General features: G+C 67.0%; 16 protein-coding genes. 5 read left to right on the top strand and 11 right to left on the bottom strand.

The window, feature by feature from the left end:
* Positions 1-17 precede the first annotated feature (17 nt).
* From K7C20_RS02210 to K7C20_RS02200, 4 genes are all read right to left on the bottom strand, one after another.
* Positions 18-1208 (bottom strand): argininosuccinate synthase-related protein, encoded by a 1191-nt coding sequence (locus tag K7C20_RS02210; RefSeq protein ID WP_030076255.1) that lies wholly within the window; start codon positions 1206-1208, stop codon positions 18-20.
* Between the two features lie 13 nt (positions 1209-1221).
* The gene (locus K7C20_RS02205; protein WP_048828765.1) at positions 1222-1947 is read right to left on the bottom strand and encodes a 2OG-Fe dioxygenase family protein; all 726 of its coding nucleotides are present in this window, start codon (positions 1945-1947) and stop codon (positions 1222-1224) included.
* Positions 1948-2584: 637 nt separating this feature from the next.
* Positions 2585-2716: a hypothetical protein gene (locus tag K7C20_RS38940; protein WP_280922027.1), complete on the bottom strand. Its 132-nt coding sequence runs from the start codon at positions 2714-2716 to the stop codon at positions 2585-2587.
* A gap of 269 nt (positions 2717-2985) precedes the next feature.
* The gene (locus K7C20_RS02200; protein ID WP_030076257.1) at positions 2986-3483 is read right to left on the bottom strand and encodes a GNAT family N-acetyltransferase; all 498 of its coding nucleotides are present in this window, start codon (positions 3481-3483) and stop codon (positions 2986-2988) included.
* A 765-nt stretch (positions 3484-4248) separates the two neighbouring features.
* On the opposite strand from K7C20_RS02200, the gene K7C20_RS02195 reads away from it, so the two are divergent.
* Together K7C20_RS02195 and K7C20_RS02190 are read left to right on the top strand one after the other, a co-directional pair.
* Positions 4249-4983 (top strand): SDR family oxidoreductase, encoded by a 735-nt coding sequence (locus K7C20_RS02195; RefSeq protein ID WP_030076258.1) that lies wholly within the window; start codon positions 4249-4251, stop codon positions 4981-4983.
* Between the two features lie 26 nt (positions 4984-5009).
* Positions 5010-5483, top strand: a complete 474-nt coding sequence (locus K7C20_RS02190) for a nuclear transport factor 2 family protein (protein ID WP_030076263.1) — start codon at positions 5010-5012, stop codon at positions 5481-5483.
* Between the two features lie 75 nt (positions 5484-5558).
* Here K7C20_RS02190 and K7C20_RS02185 read toward each other — a convergent pair whose 3' ends face one another.
* The 3 genes from K7C20_RS02185 to K7C20_RS02175 all read right to left on the bottom strand — a co-directional run bounded on the left by K7C20_RS02185 (position 5559) and on the right by K7C20_RS02175 (position 8528).
* A complete protein-coding gene (locus K7C20_RS02185) occupies positions 5559-6692 on the bottom strand; it encodes a hypothetical protein (protein WP_160328765.1) in 1134 nt (377 codons plus the stop codon).
* Between the two features lie 792 nt (positions 6693-7484).
* Positions 7485-8120, bottom strand: a complete 636-nt coding sequence (locus K7C20_RS02180) for a hypothetical protein (RefSeq protein WP_030076268.1) — start codon at positions 8118-8120, stop codon at positions 7485-7487.
* A gap of 174 nt (positions 8121-8294) precedes the next feature.
* Complete coding sequence (locus K7C20_RS02175; protein WP_030076270.1) at positions 8295-8528, bottom strand: hypothetical protein; 234 nt, start codon at positions 8526-8528, stop codon at positions 8295-8297.
* Positions 8529-9753: 1225 nt separating this feature from the next.
* On the opposite strand from K7C20_RS02175, the gene K7C20_RS02170 reads away from it, so the two are divergent.
* Positions 9754-10707: an MFS transporter gene (locus K7C20_RS02170; protein WP_245171678.1), complete on the top strand. Its 954-nt coding sequence runs from the start codon at positions 9754-9756 to the stop codon at positions 10705-10707.
* Positions 10708-10914: 207 nt separating this feature from the next.
* Here the strand turns inward: K7C20_RS02170 and K7C20_RS02165 are convergent, their stop codons facing one another.
* Positions 10915-11406 carry a hypothetical protein gene (locus K7C20_RS02165; protein ID WP_150127322.1) on the bottom strand — a complete coding sequence of 164 codons (492 nt, stop codon included), beginning with the start codon at positions 11404-11406 and terminating at the stop codon, positions 10915-10917.
* Between the two features lie 257 nt (positions 11407-11663).
* Positions 11664-12539, bottom strand: a complete 876-nt coding sequence (locus K7C20_RS02160; RefSeq protein WP_222892555.1) for an NmrA family NAD(P)-binding protein — start codon at positions 12537-12539, stop codon at positions 11664-11666.
* 347 nt (positions 12540-12886) lie between these two features.
* On the opposite strand from K7C20_RS02160, the gene K7C20_RS02155 reads away from it, so the two are divergent.
* Positions 12887-13132: a hypothetical protein gene (locus K7C20_RS02155; RefSeq protein WP_063753844.1), complete on the top strand. Its 246-nt coding sequence runs from the start codon at positions 12887-12889 to the stop codon at positions 13130-13132.
* Positions 13133-13489: 357 nt separating this feature from the next.
* Here the strand turns inward: K7C20_RS02155 and K7C20_RS02150 are convergent, their stop codons facing one another.
* Positions 13490-14110: a TetR/AcrR family transcriptional regulator gene (locus K7C20_RS02150; protein ID WP_030076281.1), complete on the bottom strand. Its 621-nt coding sequence runs from the start codon at positions 14108-14110 to the stop codon at positions 13490-13492.
* A 36-nt stretch (positions 14111-14146) separates the two neighbouring features.
* Here K7C20_RS02150 and K7C20_RS02145 point away from each other — a divergent pair, with 36 nt between their 5' ends.
* A complete protein-coding gene (locus tag K7C20_RS02145; RefSeq protein ID WP_030076283.1) occupies positions 14147-14974 on the top strand; it encodes an alpha/beta fold hydrolase in 828 nt (275 codons plus the stop codon).
* 80 nt (positions 14975-15054) lie between these two features.
* Here the strand turns inward: K7C20_RS02145 and K7C20_RS02140 are convergent, their stop codons facing one another.
* Complete coding sequence (locus K7C20_RS02140) at positions 15055-15312, bottom strand: hypothetical protein (protein WP_030076285.1); 258 nt, start codon at positions 15310-15312, stop codon at positions 15055-15057.
* Positions 15313-15316 lie beyond the last annotated feature (4 nt).

Here is a 15316-nt window from a genome sequence, read left to right as displayed (position 1 = left end):
CGCACCGGGCCGACTTCTCAGACGAGCTGATAGGGAGCGTTCTCGATATGGATCGAGAACTTCTCCCAGGCCTCGCGGTCGCGGAGATAGCGCGGCTCATCGGCTGTGATCGAGCGGGTCTCGGCCCCACCCGGCGTCAGCTTCCAACGCACGTATCCAGTCACCCGTACCGCGCAGGTGTCGATAAAGGACTGAAGCGCCTGGTGCAGCTCGCCGAACCAGCGGCCCTCCAGCGATTCACGCACCCACAGCTGCTCCAGATGCATCTTCTCGCGCATCGTCTCGGCCTCGAGGACGGCGGTTTCCAGATGCCGGTAGGTGCGCAGCAGCAGGCAGGCTGCCGGCATCTCCCTGATCTCCAGGACCTTCTCGCCGTTGTCGAGATGCTCCAGACCGCTGTAGCGGCCGATCCCGTACGCGCCGACGCGGGTATTCAGCGCGGCGATGAGTTCGGGCAGCGGCATATCGACCCCGTCGACACTCACCGGTACGCCCTCACGGAAGTGCACTTCGAGGGTCTCACCGGACAACTCCGGCTGCCTGGCGCTCCACTGATACATGTGCTCGGGCACCGCGTGGTCTTCGGGATCGTCGAGAATGCCGGATTCGAACTCACGGCACCACAGGTTCGAGTCACCGGAGACGATGCGCTCGCTCATCTGGTCCAGGCCCACCGCCTTGAGTTCCTGGATCTTCTGGTCACGGTCCACCGGGTCGAGGTCGTACGGGCTGCCGTACGGACCGGAGAAACCGAGCAGAGCGAGGGCTCCGTTGAGCCGCCGCAGCGTATTCTGCGAACGGTTCGCGGTGTGCAAGATGGCTACGGCCCCGAGTTCCTCGGCCAGCCCCACGGCGAGACGCGCGATAAGGGGGCGGCTCAGTGTGGAACTGACCGGGTGCGTGTCGAGGTAGACCGCCTGGGCTGCGATCGCAGGCCGGACGAACTCCTCCACGAACGCCTGGCGTCCGTCAATGATGTGCAGGCGGGCGCCGAGTTCATCCGCGATGCGCTGCTTGTGTTCGCTGCTCTCGTCTTCGCCGAGATTCACACTCACCGCGTGAATGTCCCGGAACCCCGCCTGCTTCAACCGGAGCAGCAGGTAGGTGCTGTCCAAACCACCGCTGAACAAGGTGACGATGGGCCGGCTCGGATCCAGGACCGCGGGTGTGAGCTGCCGGAAGGAACGGATGATCTGTTCTCGTATCACGGTAGTTCCCTGGTCAGCTCTCGGTACGGGTGAACATGGCGATCAGAACGTCCCGGTGGCCCCGGCCGTCGGCGGCAGCGGGGGTGAGCGCAGTCACGCTGTGCAGGAGCCGCTCGTCATCCGCGAACAGGAACTCGCCCGGATCGGAAAGCTCAACTTCCTGGAGGCACTCTCGAGTCTGCGCCTCGTAGACCGCGCTGACTCCACCGTCGATGGAATTCCGCTCGATCAGCAAAGTCAGCACGAAGTCGACACCGTCACGGTGCATCCCCTCGGGCGTGGGCTGTCCGTCTTCATCGCTCCGGGCCAGGATGCGGTTCTGGAAAGTCTGAATCTTCCAGGTGGCTTCTCCCACGGTCTGCGACAGCGAGTCGGCGCACCATTGGAAGACCGACCGCAGGACGGGACTGTCAGCGACATGCGGTTCGAAGGGCTCGAAGTGCCGCTCGATTCCCCCGTTCAGATAGTTGACCTCCATCGTCTGGGAGTAGGGCACGTGAGGGAGTAAGGTCATGCTGCCGGCGGCGGTGTCGTACGAGACCTCCGAGTAGCGGCGCTCACGATAGGTGCCGCCATCGGCCATATAGCCGTCCTGGCTCAGGTTGTTCCAACTGTCCGTGAACTGCTTCCATTCGGCGCTCTGGATAAACTGAGCACCCAGCTCCGTGCTGAGCTTTCCGTGGATGTATCCCTGACTCTTCAGGTGTGTTACGGGAGTGGGAGTGACAACGTCGTTCATGATTCATCCTCTCCTGCGGTGTACATGCGCTAGGCGTGCACTCGCGGGGTGTTCACAGGCGGCTGGACAAGGAAACGGATCCAGCAAGACGCGAACACGACGCGAACACGACGCGAACGGGATAGAAGTGGCCGCGCTGCTCGTAGCCGCGGACGAGCTGAACGCTCGGTGGTGTGAACGTATCGCCAACCGATCACTTGTGGATCTTGGATGGGGGAGCGTCGTCCGGGCTGCGCGCGGGCCGGACCTGACGGTGTGGCGGCAGACGGGCGTAACAAACCCCTCCCAGCGCCTGGTTGGAAGGACGATCTCCGCCCTTCTGTAATGCCCGCAGGAGAATCGGCGCGGCGAGTGCCGCAAAGGGAACACTTGTTGCGGATGTAAAGAAAACATCTCTTAAGCGCCACACCGAGTGAAGATGATCACAGGCGCGGCAGCGAGGGGATCTCGCCACCTGGCCGAGAGTGAGTCCTGGCGCCGCTGCACCCACACCGGCGGGCTCGAAGATGGCCGCCCTCAGGGGGTGGGGGCTAAGCCACCGGAAGGCGACGGCGGAACGTGACCGTCGCTGGAATCCGGTTGTGGCGGTGAGTGCGTCCGCCTGACGCGGAGGCCGGGCTGGGTAGGGCGCCGGGTTTCAATAGACGATGGACACGATCTGGCAGGCGGCTTCGGCCAGTTGCCGTTCGCCGTCGATGTGGGCGCGGGCGAGCGCGGTGGCCGGTGTGATGCCGCGGGTGCACAGCCGCCACGCAGAATCCGTGTCCATCTGGACGCGAGCAGCGGACTGCCCAGGCATGCAGCTCGGCCAGCGACCAGCAGTCCCCGGCAGCGGTGAACTTCCTCCTGGGCCCTGACTGCCGGGTCACTTGGTCCAGAGGAAGACTGCTCGCTCCACCGGTCGCCGCGACACGGCGACCGGTCAGGGAGCAACGGCTCGCTGCACGCCCACTGGGCATGGCGTCCGTCAACGGCACGTCATTCAGGCAACGATGAGGCGCCCCTCAACGACACGATCCAGGCACCCCCTCCCACGTGTCACGAGGCGCGCGGCAGCGCGAGCCAGTCCCGCCAGCTGATGTCGCGGCCCAGATAACGGGGCTGCTGGAAGGGCCAGTCGGCGGCGATCCACTGCGGGACCAGCGTGTCGAGCGCACGCTCCACCTCGCCGCCGGCCAGGTCGTCCACCACCCACCACGAGACTTCTCCGTCGGAGCCGGTGCGCTCGGGCGGGTCGATGTAGACGCAGCCGAGGAGCGCCGTCTCCTCCTCGTCCAGCAGCGCGTAGTTGAACGACTGGTGCGCGGCTATCTCTTTCTCGTGCCGCAGCAAGTCGATGCGGTCCTCTTCGTAGGTCATCGTCTCCTTGGGCCAAGCCCAGGCCGGGCCGAAGAGCTCCCACAAGCGTTCTCGGGAGCCCATCACGGCGGGGTAGTCGAGCGCGGTGTCCGCCTCCCGGATCGGCCGCAGGTGGAGCGCGGTGTGGGGCACGGGCACGTGGACGGGGTGGACGAAGTCTTCAGGCAGCCAACTCATAAGGGCTGAGGCTACAACCGGTCGGCGCGGGATGTTCCAGGCAACGCGGGCGCCACGGCGGACGACCACCGGGCTTCGACAGGACCGCCCCAGCTACCAAGCCGGGCCCCGTACATCGCAGCAAACCTCCTCAGGACCAGGTGATCCATCAGACGCCCACCAAGAGTCTCCGACGCGGGGGAGGTGCGACGATCGCGGTCATGAGCGATTCATGCACGCCGACAGGTGGCCTCCGTCGCATCCGGCGTGACCCAGCATTGGCAGCCCGATGGAGCCACGCTTGTCCTGTCGTGCTGGAGCGCCTGGTACAGCTGGTCGACCTGGTGGATCGATCCGCATAGCGACAATTTGGGTATCCGCGGGGGAACGGCGATGGGGGAGGTGAGCGGGTCGCTGCCGGGGTCAGCGAGGAGAGGACCCCGATCGGCACGGCACCTGGCTCACTCGACAGGGCGGACAACTCCACCACTGGACGCTTGCCGCGCCAGCTGGTAGCGAGACCGAGGGACATGCGCCGCGTGGTGCAGGCGCAGGGCGCCGCTGCGCGCATCGTGGATCTGTGGGCGTGGGGCTGTGCTCGCGGCCTTGCCACAGGCGGGCGGGCGGCTGGCCGGTGCTCGTTTCGTGTTCCTGTGTGCGCCGTACCCAGGAACAGCCCTGCCTGGCCGGTTCTTCCGCTGCCGCCCAGACTCCGGAGAGCTGAGAGGCACGTGACGGTGTGTTCCACCACGGGCCGGCACTTCGTTCTCTTCAAGGAGGAAAGCCATGGCACGGATCGCCAAGGTTGTAGCGATCACCGGTGCGAGCAGCGGTATCGGTGAGGCGACCGCACGCCGACTGGCGGCGGACGGGCACCGGGTCTTTCTCGGCGCGCGCCGCACCGCCCGACTGGAGCGACTGGTCGAAGAGATCACGGAGGAGGGCGACACCGCTGCCTTCGGAAAGCTGGATGTCACCGACGCGGCAGACATGCAGGCGTTCATCGATGCGGCGGTGTGCGAGTACGGCCGGATCGACGCCCTCGTGAACAACGCCGGTCTGATGCCCCTTTCCCCGCTGGGAGCGCTCAAGACCGACGAGTGGGACCGCATGATCGACGTGAACGTGCGGGGAGTCCTGCACGGCATCGCCGCCGCCCTGCCCGTGATGCGCGCACAGGGCGGCGGGCACTTCGTGAACATCGCCTCCGTCGGCGCGTACGAGGTCTCGCCCACCGCCGCCGTCTATTGCGCCACCAAATTCGCCGTCCGTGCGATCTCCGAAGGACTGCGCCAGGAGTCCGCCGGGGACATCCGGGTCACCCTCGTTTCTCCCGGCGTGACCGAGTCCGAACTCGCGGACAGCATCTCCGACCCTGCGGCCAGGGAGGCGATGAAGACCTACCGCGCCGTGGCACTGCCCGCCGCAGCCATCGCGGAGGCCATCGCCTACGCCGTTTCACAGCCGTCGCAGGTCGACGTGAACGAAATCGTCGTCCGTCCCACCGCAAGCGCCCAGTGACCCACCCCGGAAGGAAAGGAGCAGCCATGCCGCCCACTACCGCCGACTACGACAGCCTCGTGCGACGACTGCGGGACCTGGAGGACAAGGAAGCCCTGCGTGCCCTCATGATCCAGGGGTGGCGGTCACTGGACCAGAAGGACTGGCAGACCTGGATCGAATGCTGGGCCGACGATGCGGTGCTGGAGTTCGGGCCATGGGACAAGATCTATGGCAAGGACGCGATCCGCGCGACGGTGGAAGCAGCGGAATCGGCCTACCCGAGCATGCAGCATCACATCCTGAACATGCACTTCGACGTAGCGGGTGACCGGGCAACCGGCATCGGCTACATGTGGTTCGTCGCTGTCACCGAAGCCGGGAAGGCCGCCTCCCCCTACTCGATGGGCGGCCCCTATGACTGGGAATTCAGCCGGGGTCCGAACGGCTGGCTCCTGACGCGCCAGAGGCTCGGTGTCCTCTGGACCCAGGGGGAGGACACCCTGAAGGCCTTCGAGTAGGGGGTTCGGGACCATCCGCCGGGATGCTCCCGGCTGTCACGTACGGCACCGGAGGGGGCATACCGGCATCGGGAGTCAGGGCCGGTACGCCTGCCGCAGGGCACAGGTCCAGATGACGGCACGGGGGGTCGATGCGGCGTCGACCGCGGAGCCGCCGACACGTTGGTCGTCGCTGACGGCGTACGCCTCGGAGGCGCCCTTCGGGGAGAGCCGGGGCAGTGCCAGCAGGGGGCCCGTACCCGGCCATATCTGGGCCTGTGCCGGGGGCGCCGTCTCCGGCGGGAACGGTCCGACCATGTTGCTGTCCAGAGCGGTGCCCACACTTACGTTGGTGGTGGGGCTGATGGCCTCGAAGGTGCCGCTGGTGCGCTCCCCGAGCAGTCCCGGTTCGCTCTCGGTCGTGTACGGGGGGAGCCACTGAGTGGGGGTCCGGGTGTCCAGCCGTGTGAAGTCGTGGGTGCCCACGATCCGTCCGGCGCGGTCGATGTCCCGCGGGTACCAGTAGTCGTAGGGGACTCCCGCGGGCCAGAACCGCTGGAGCGGTACGGCCGCGTCGCTGCTCCGGGCGGACCAGAAGAGACCCGCCGACCACGACTCCTCGTCCTTGACGGACTCGCCGGAACCGGCGATCTGGCCTGCGTTGTTGATGGCGGTCACCGACGTGAGCGAGTATCCGGCCGGCGGCGCGAGCCGGCGGTGGATCCGGGCGCCGTCCCATTCGAGACCGGTGAGGGCGCCGCCCTTGCCCCCGTCGCCGACGATCAGACCCCGGTCGTTGACGTCCGCCGCGTGCGCCCCTTCCGGCAGCAGGGTCACTGTGCGGGCCCCCGCGCGGAAGCTGAAGGCCGCGGTACGGCCCGGGCCGTGCAGAGATCCGACCATCAGCCCCTTCGCGTTGACGGCCGCGACCTCACCGCCGGTGAACCCGGCGGGCAGCGGTACGCGGTGTACCCGTGTACCGGTCCAGTACACGGGCAGCTCGTGCGATGACCCCACCGCCAGGGCGCTCGTCCCGAGTCCCTTGACCTGGCTGCCTCCTGAACCGGGCAGGGAGGCCAGGACCTGGAGGGCGGGCCGGCAGTCCGCGGGCGTACGGACGCCGTCGGCGGGCCGGGCCGGTGAGGCCGGTGCCGGGCTCGCCGTCAGCAGGGGTGTGAGGAACGAGGTCGCGACAACCGCCACCGCGGTACGGATATGTCTTCGCATCATGGTCTCCGTTTCCGAGAACAGTGGAATGACCCCGTCAGCACTGGAACGACCCCCGTCAGCAACTGGAACGCCCCCGTCAGTACTGGAATGAGCCGTGAACTCGACGTCCCATGGCCTTCCATAGGCTTCCGTCCCGTCCCGTCCCGTCCCGTCCCGTGACGTGACGTGGAGGGGCGTGGATGGGAGAGGCGTGGCATGGCGTGCGGGAGCTTTCAAGGAATCAGTGCGGGAGGTCAGGGGGAAGGCGCCCTGGGCATCCGGACGATTCGCATCCGTCCGCGAACGGACGGTTCAGGTAGGCCCGCCGGTCGGGCGGGGCGCCCTGTCTCGGTGCGCCAACAGGCCGCGAGTGTGCCGTGTACCCGGGCCGACGCGGCGCGGACGGCGGTTCCGGTAACCGGCATTGCGGTGGGGCACTGCCCGGCCGTGCTGCCGCTGCGGCCGACTGAGCGTCGTGCACGTACCGTCCATGCCCTTCATGCACTTCCTCCGGTACCGGTTGGGGAAGTTCCGCGGACCGGCACCTTCCTACCGTATTCATGACCATTCGGGACAGTTGCGTCGACCAATGGCCGGAAAACGCCCGGGAGTGTCCGGGTCCGCTTCTCCCGTTTGCGGTGACCTCGCCGCCCCGGTGGAAGCGACGCGGTCGACCTGGCAGCTGCGGAGTCAACGATCCGCGCGCTCTCAGCGCGCTAACCGGGTTGACCTGGAGGGTTGTTCGGGCCTATTCGCCGTCCCACTGCACCGCGGTCAGGACGGCCCCGCCGTGCCGCCGTGCGTAGCGGCAACTCACCGGGAGGTCGAACAGCACCTCGGCAACTCCGGCGACCGGCCGCAGATCCGCGAGGAATGCGTCGTCCGGCAGTCCGGCCGCCGCCTCTCGCAGCACCGGGTCGTCGGCCGACCTGGCGTCGGTCGCACGGACGGGCGCAACCGGTACCGGATCCCCTGCCGGCTCGCACCACCGGTCGGTGAACGCCATCCCGAAGGCATGGGCAGCGAGAGTGCCAGCCGGCGGGTGTCGGTGGCGTCCCAGAACTGGAAGACCGGGCCCCAGGCACCGGTCTCCCGGTCGACGTCGACATAGAAGTGTCCGTCGCCGTGGTCCAGGTGGACGAACCAGTGGCTGCCCGGACCACCGGCGTGCTCCAGGTACCAGCTGACGTCGTGCCCGAGGTACTCACCGTTGTTGAAGGATTCGGTGAAGTCGACGTGCTCGGCCGAGGTATGTCCGTTCACCACGGAACGGCACACGGTGATCCGGATGCCGCCGACGGAGCGGAACAGCACGCGGATCTCTTCCGGCACCGGAACCGGCCAGGAGTCCATCCGGGCGTCGTCGATCCCGGGCTCCAACTCCACCAACCCACCGGAGACGTCCGGCAGTTGGCGCAACCGCGCCACCACCGCGTGGATGTCCGTCATCGCGCAGGTCCCCCTCCCCCTCCGTGCCAGGCAGGACTCTACTGGCCGGGCCGGGCCCGGTGGCCACAGGGGCCTCGGCGAGCAGATGACCGTGACGAGGGAGTGAGCGTGACCGCGGGATATCGGTGACTACGAGCAGGATGGCTACGCCGAAGGTGACTGCGACGAAGGTGACTACGAGGAGTACGTGCAGCCGTGCTCGCCGTAATACCACTCGTACTGGCCCATGACCCAGGGGTCCGCCGTGATCGTGAAGGTGCCGCGCGGGGCGGGGCAGTGGAACGTCGTGGTGACGGTGTCACGGCCCGGTGGAGGCCCCGGCGACGCGGGGGCCGCGGAAGCGATGCCGGCGCCTCCGGCGCCGAACAGTGCGGTGGCGAACACTATCGCGATGATCTTCTTCATCATGTCTCCCCGTTCCATCACGTGCGGGAACTGCCTCTGAGGACGATACACGCAACCGCCCAATATCGGACAAGAGGTAAATTCACCCGATGTCCCTGATGTCGGGGAGGGGTGTCCAGGCCTGCCGCTGCCCGCCTGAGAGGCGGAGGGCCTGAGGGTTGGAGGTCCGGAGCAAGCCCCGGTCGCCTCCGTGGCTCAGGGTGTCGACCAGCCGAGCCCGAGGGGCAGGTAGCTGCCGACGGAAACCCGACGTGCCGGCCGCTGTCAGTCGTCCCGAGGAGCCCTCGGGGGGCCTCACCCCCAGCTGTTTCCCTTTATCCATATTCACGGCTACGACGCGGGTGCCCATTTTCGAGTCTATGGGTTCATGGAGGTACGGGATGTTATTGAACATGCGAATCCCGCTGTTCAGGCTACCGCCTGGGACGGAATCAGAATAACGTTCAAATTCACTGGGGATAGCTTCGTCGAGTCGGCTCCAAGGTGTAAATCTTGTCACTGTAAATGTCCGCACCGCACCCGATCAGTAGACATTCGGCAGCCGCGGGGGTGAGGAAGTCCATGGTCTTCGCGCTAGCCATCGCGGCGACTGGCCACGATGGGCTGCCTGGTGGGTCACAGCTTGGGGGAGTCGCCACCTCGGAAACCGAGGCGGGACCTCCTCCATTGAATGCAAGTAGCTTGACGCGGTTGTAGTCGTCTCACATGCTGTTCGCGTATATCTTGCCGGTGAACCTGTATCCATTTGACATGGAGACATCGCCGTAATTGGTCGACCAGATGACAGTGCCGCCTTGTACTGAATGGTGAACCCGCACGCCGTTAATGGACAGAGTTTCATTGACATGCCCACCGATGTGGTGGGTATACCGCTGGCTACATTTCTGGCGGCTTTGTTCCAGTGAGGTGCGGCCCGGGGTGCTTTCATCCGTCACTGCGGGCACAAAGTGCTGTCGCCGGAGATGCGGGCCCCCGGACGGCTCGACCTGGCGCCGACGGTGATCGACAGCTCCCACGCCCGGGAGCTGAAGGGCGTCCCAAGATCTGGTTCGGTCGCCTACGCATCCGCCGGAGACCCGCGACGACATTCACGAAGCATTCTCAAGCTCGGCTGCGCCCCCGCCTGGGCCTGCGCCAACTCGCTGATCCGCCGGCGCGGCCGGTTCCCCCGCGTGGGACGCGACGTACGCGGCGTACTACGCGTCGATCGCTCAGACCGACGAGAGCCGTGACGGCACCGTCCGGCACCGGATCCGTCGCTCGGCTGCTGCAAGGGGTCGCCGGCAGTGCGGGGCTCGTCATCGGACGGGCGGTCATCAGCGACCGGTCATCAGCGACCGGTTTCACGGGCACCCGCGCAGCCCGCCGGCTCGCCAGGCTGAGCGTGATCGGGATGACCGCGCCGGTGCTGGCGCCGGTCGTCGGAGGCCTCATCCTCGGCGTCGGCTCGTGGCGTCTGGTGTTCGTGGCTCTGGCCTTGACCGGACTGTGGTTGCTGACCGCAGTCTGGGCATGGGTTCCCGAATCGCTCCCCGCCGAACGGCGCCGGACCGGCGGTCTGCCGGCCCTACTTGCCGCGATGGGCAGATTGCTCCGACGTCGCGAGCTGATCGGCTGCCTCCTCGTCATGGGTGGCTTAGCCGCCCTGTTCGCCTACATCACTGGCTCGCCCTTCGTCTTCCAGGACATCTACGGCTTGTCACCCACCGATTACAGCCTCGTCTTCGCCACAAATGCCGCCGGTACCGTCGTGGCCGGTGCGCTATTCGGGCGACTGGCCGGGCGCGTACGTCTCAACTCCCTGCTCGTCACCGGCGTGTTCACCACCGTCGCCTCCGTGATCGCGCTGGTGTTCCTGCTCGCCATCGGCATCAGCACGCTTCCCACCGCATGGGCCTGCCTGTTCGGGCTGACATGCGGGTTCGGAATAGTGCTGCCCGCGTCGACCACCATCATCCTCGCAGTCGGTAGCGATGCCCCCGGAGCCGCTTCCGGCGTACTCGGTGGCGCTCAGTTCGTGCTCGGCGCCGCGGCCGCACCTCTGCCCGGCTTACTGGACGGACCCACCACCGCCACATCGACGGCCCTTGTGCTGTTGGGCTTTGCTCTCCTGTCAGCGGTAGCGTTGATCACGCTCGCCCGACCGTGGCAGGGGCATGCTGAGCCAGCCGGCCGACACTGAGTTTGAGCCGCTGCGCAACGAAGAGGGGAGGGCAGGGTTGGCCTCCGTCGACCAGCACGCCCGCACCGACGTGCGTGCACCGCGGGTTTCAAGAGTTTCCTGGGACAACGTGGGCGGGAGGCGACGCCGGCAGATCAGCGGGCACGCGAGCTTGAGGAATGCGTGAGGAATGCTTCATGAGTGTCGTCGCACTCGCTGTCGGCAGCCCTACCTCTTGAAGCTCTTCGCCCATTTGCGTACCTGGACGACACCCATCGCCAGGATCACCAGCCCGATGCCGAACCACACAACGGACCCCAAGGTCGCCCCGACACCGACCTCCCGGAAGTGCCCCCCGCTGCCCACCCAGGACTCGACCACGTCACGCTTCTCGCCGGCCGAATAGTCGTCCGCGTTCTCGAGCCTTCCACTCCATACGTCGTCGGCATTCCCGCCACGAGGGGTGAAGTCGCCCCCGCACTCGTAGTCGGAGTTCTTCCTGCTGGGATTGGTATCGAGGCAGTAATCGACCGTGAATGTGCCGCGCGTGCCCACCAGACCGGTGGCTTGCACACCCTGGACACCGTTGAGGAAGACAGCTCCGGCGCCGACAAGCGTGAGCACGAGACCAAGGATCACCCCGGTGACCCGCCAACCCCACGCCGGCTTCGGCTCTCTCGGTCGTTTCTTGCTCTGCTCACGCGATATCGCACTGCTCACCTCAGCATCCTAGTGGTCAGGCAATGCTGACCACGCTGCCCTTCGACGCAGGGGCGACCATGGCGCGGGGGCCGCGGGCGTCCCTGGACGGCAGGACACTGCGCGACTGTTCCGATCCGGTCGGGCCCGGTGTTCCAGCGCCGCAATCGGCGGCGCTGGTCACCGCATGTTCATCACCGCATGTTCATCACCGCATGTTCATCACCGCGCGCTCGTCACCGCGCGCTCGTCACCGCACGTCCGTCACCGCGCGTTTGTCACCCCTCCAGCAGCGGACGCAGATGGGCATGAGCCCACCCGCCGAGCCGGGTGGGGGTGGTAGTGAGCAGGGCGCGCGGCTGCTCGGGCACCAGGTCGCGCGATCCAGCGGTCATCCCGACGATTCCCTCCACCGCCGATGGAGGCAACCCGGCCGCACGCAGCGCATCCCGCACCCCGTCGTCGCTGACGAGGTTGAGCCGGACCTGGCGCCCGAGCGCCTCGGTGAGGATCCGCGCGACCTGGTTGAAGGTGAGGTCCTCTGGCCCGTGGACGGCCTGCACCAACCGGCCCTGCCAGGCGTCGCTCAGCAGCCGGGCCGCGACCACATCGCCGATGTCACGCGGATCGACCCATGGCATCGGGTGGTCGGGATCGAACGCGGTGGTCAAGACGCCTCGGGAGAGTCCTTCGAGATCCAACAGCAGGTTGGTGAAGAAGTACGCGCACCGCAGATGCAGCACACCCACCCCGGTGGCATCGAGCCGTTCCTCGATCGCGGCCAGTGCGTCGATGTGACCGACCCCGTGCCGTTTCTCCGCCCCGATACTGCTCAACAGCACCACCCGCTTCACATCGCCGACCTGGGCGGCCTCCACCAAGGGCGCCGCGGTCCGCAGCGACGTCTCGATAGGATCTGCCGCCGAGTGCGGAGTGGGGTCGACCCAGAAGACAGACCGCGCCCCCGCCACCGCGTCACGGACGAACCCGGCGTCCGTCAGGTCACCCCGGCGGACATCGACCTGTGCACGGGTCGCCTCATCCAGGCGGGCCGGATCGCGGACCAGAACGCGGGGACGGACGCCGGCCTGGAGCAGCAGCCGCACCACGCGCGATCCCACCTGTCCGGTCGGGGTGGTGACCACGATGCTCATCGAGACCTCCCTTTCGTGGACTTCACTGGCGTTCCCTGCACTCTAGGGACCCGCGTTGCCGACAGCAGTAGCCTCACCGAGACCGGCAAGCCCACACTCGCGAGCGGTTGCACCCATCAGACGCCCACCCGACCCGACCCCACCCCAGCTCACTCCGCCCACCCCGCCCCCAGCGACCGGCCCGCCATGCGCATCGAAGACGAAGACTCCTAGTACCAGGACGACTTGCGCGACAACTGACGACCGCTCACACATAGCAGCCTCCCCTGGTGACCGGAGCCCGGCCCAAGCCCGGTCACCTCTACGCTGTGTCCAACGTTCCGAGACGAGTGAGAGGCCCGGCCGTGATGCCACCAGAGTGTGTCGCGTGCGCACAGTCGACAACCAGGAAGCGCACCCCCTCCGGCACCGGCAAGTTCACCGTCGTGTACTTCCACCCCACGGTCGACTACCCCGACGACTGGGCCGGCCACCCCGAAAACGCCGTGTGGTTCTGCGCCGAACACCTACCCCTGACCGAGGGCCTGACCCACCTCACCACCTTCGATGCAATCGACCGGATCCGCACTCGGCTGACCCAGGTCGAGGCGTAGTCAGGCTGACGCAGACGACGACACCACCGCAGCGCTGCGCCCACCTGCCGTTCGCAGACCGGTTCACTTTTCCGCCTGTAATTGCGGCGCTGCGTATCCGGACACGATCCCGGAGAAGCGCGACACCGCCGCCGCCCGGCTGCGTCGGGACCACACGGCGGGCGGCCTCCGGGCTTTGACCAGCAAGGCCACCAAGACCGCAACAGCATGGAACGCGCCGTGAACAAGCTGAAGCAGTGCAGAGCCGTCGCGACGCGCTGAGACAAGGGCGGATACGTCTAGCTCGGCACCATCGTCGCAGCACTCCTCACCTGGCTCCGATCGTGATCAGGAGGGAGCGATCCTGGTTGTTACGGGTCAGGTGGTTGGTGACGTGAGCTGTCGGCAGACCAGCTCGTGGGCAAGCTGCGCCGTCGCCAGCAGGTCCTCGCGGGCCGTGCCGAGGTTGGCCCGCACTGACAGTCCGTGCACGACGGACTGGACGAGTCCGGTCAGGGCCGCTGCGTCGGTCCCGGCGACGAGTTCCCCGTCCTGCACTGCTCGTTCGATGCGTGCGAGGAGAGCCCGCTCGTTCCAGCTGTGCAGTTCGGCGTAGTAGGCGCTGGTGTCGAGCGTGCTCGTGCTGTCGGTCATCGCGGCGCTGCTGAGAAGGCAGCCTGGATGTGCGTCACTTGGCTGGGTGAACTCGTGGACCGAGTCGATGAGGATCTGGTCGATGACGGTCCGGAGGTCCTGCTCGGCGACGGCCCGCCGGTAGATCTCCCGGTAGCGCTCGGCGTAGGTCCGCACTGCTTCCTCGAACAGCCCGGCTTTGCTGCCGAAGGCGGCGTAGAGGCTGGAGGTCGAGAGTCCGAGGGCCGCGGTGAGGTCGCGAGTCGACGTCCCGGAGTAGCCGCGTCGCCAGAAGAGGCGGGCGGCATCGAGGATCACGCGGTCGCGGTCGAAGGCTCGTGGTCGTCCACGGGTTGGTTGGGACACCATTGCATTGTAGAGCGTTTGCTCCATAATGCCTTTATGGAGCAAACGATTCAGAAAAATCTGTCGGTCGGCGGAGACAGTTGGGTCACCGTCGATGTGTACGGGGAGCCGCATGCGCCGGGTCTCGTCGTCGTCCCGGGCGCGATGAGCGACGCTCACGGGTGGCGTCACGTCGCGACCGCCGTCGACGCCTGGCCGTCGGTGACGGTCGTCAACCGCCGAGGCCGTACCCCCTCGGGTCCGTTGACCAGCACTTACTCGCTGCAAACGGAGGTCGAGGACCTCGGTGTGATCCTCGACGAGTTCAACGGCACACAAGCGCTCTTCGGCTGGAGCTACGGCGGCTTGATCGCGCTACTGGCCGCCAACGATCGTCCACTGCACCAGGTGATTGCCTACGAGCCGGTGATGCGACCGTTCGGCAGTCACGCACTGCCGGATCTGCAGGCCGCTGAAGAGGCGGCGGACTGGGACGCCACCGTCGAGATCGTCAACCGGCAGATCGCCGGCCTCGACACGGCGCATGTCGAGACCCTGCGGGCCGACCGTCAAGGATGGGCGGCCTTGCGACACTTGAGCAGGCCGGCGCACGCCGAGCTCGCCGCGCTCAACTCGGCGCCGCCACCGGACGAGATGGCACGACAGGCGGGCCGTGTCGACCTGATCATCGGCCAGTGCAATCGCGGAACGTCCGCTTACGGAACCGCTTACGAAACGTCCGCTTACGGAACGTCGTTCGACGACGTCCGGCAGCGCGTCACCCGTGCCGAAGTCCACGTGCTTCCCGGTCAGGGGCATATGGCCCACATACAGGCGCCGACAGAGCTCGGCCACCTGCTCAACGGCCTCGCCACCGTCCGATGAGCAACCATGCCCACCATGCCGGCGCCGGTGCCTCGTACAACCAGGTTCTGGCGCTCCGGTCATGACCGGAGCGCCAGAACCTAGGAAGTGACCCTCGCAGTCAGTCCGTAGTCCAGCTCCGCGCCATCGACGAGCAGCGCCTCGACCGTGCGCGTACTGGGGTCGATGTCGGCCACGATCCCGTTCCCGGCGTAGCGGGGGTAGCCCGAGGCGCCCGTCTCGCCCGTCGCCTCGACGACCGCCGATCGCACGGCTGAGTCCTCCGCGGAGGCGCCGCCGCTGTCCTCAACATGTTCGGGGACCAACAAGACCTTGAAGTTTTTCGGCTCTGTAGTCACGCTC

This window comes from Streptomyces decoyicus, from assembly GCF_019880305.1.
Lineage (GTDB): Bacteria > Actinomycetota > Actinomycetes > Streptomycetales > Streptomycetaceae > Streptomyces > Streptomyces decoyicus.
Note: the sequence above shows the minus strand (reverse complement) of the source record. Positions and strands in the feature narration are given on the sequence as shown.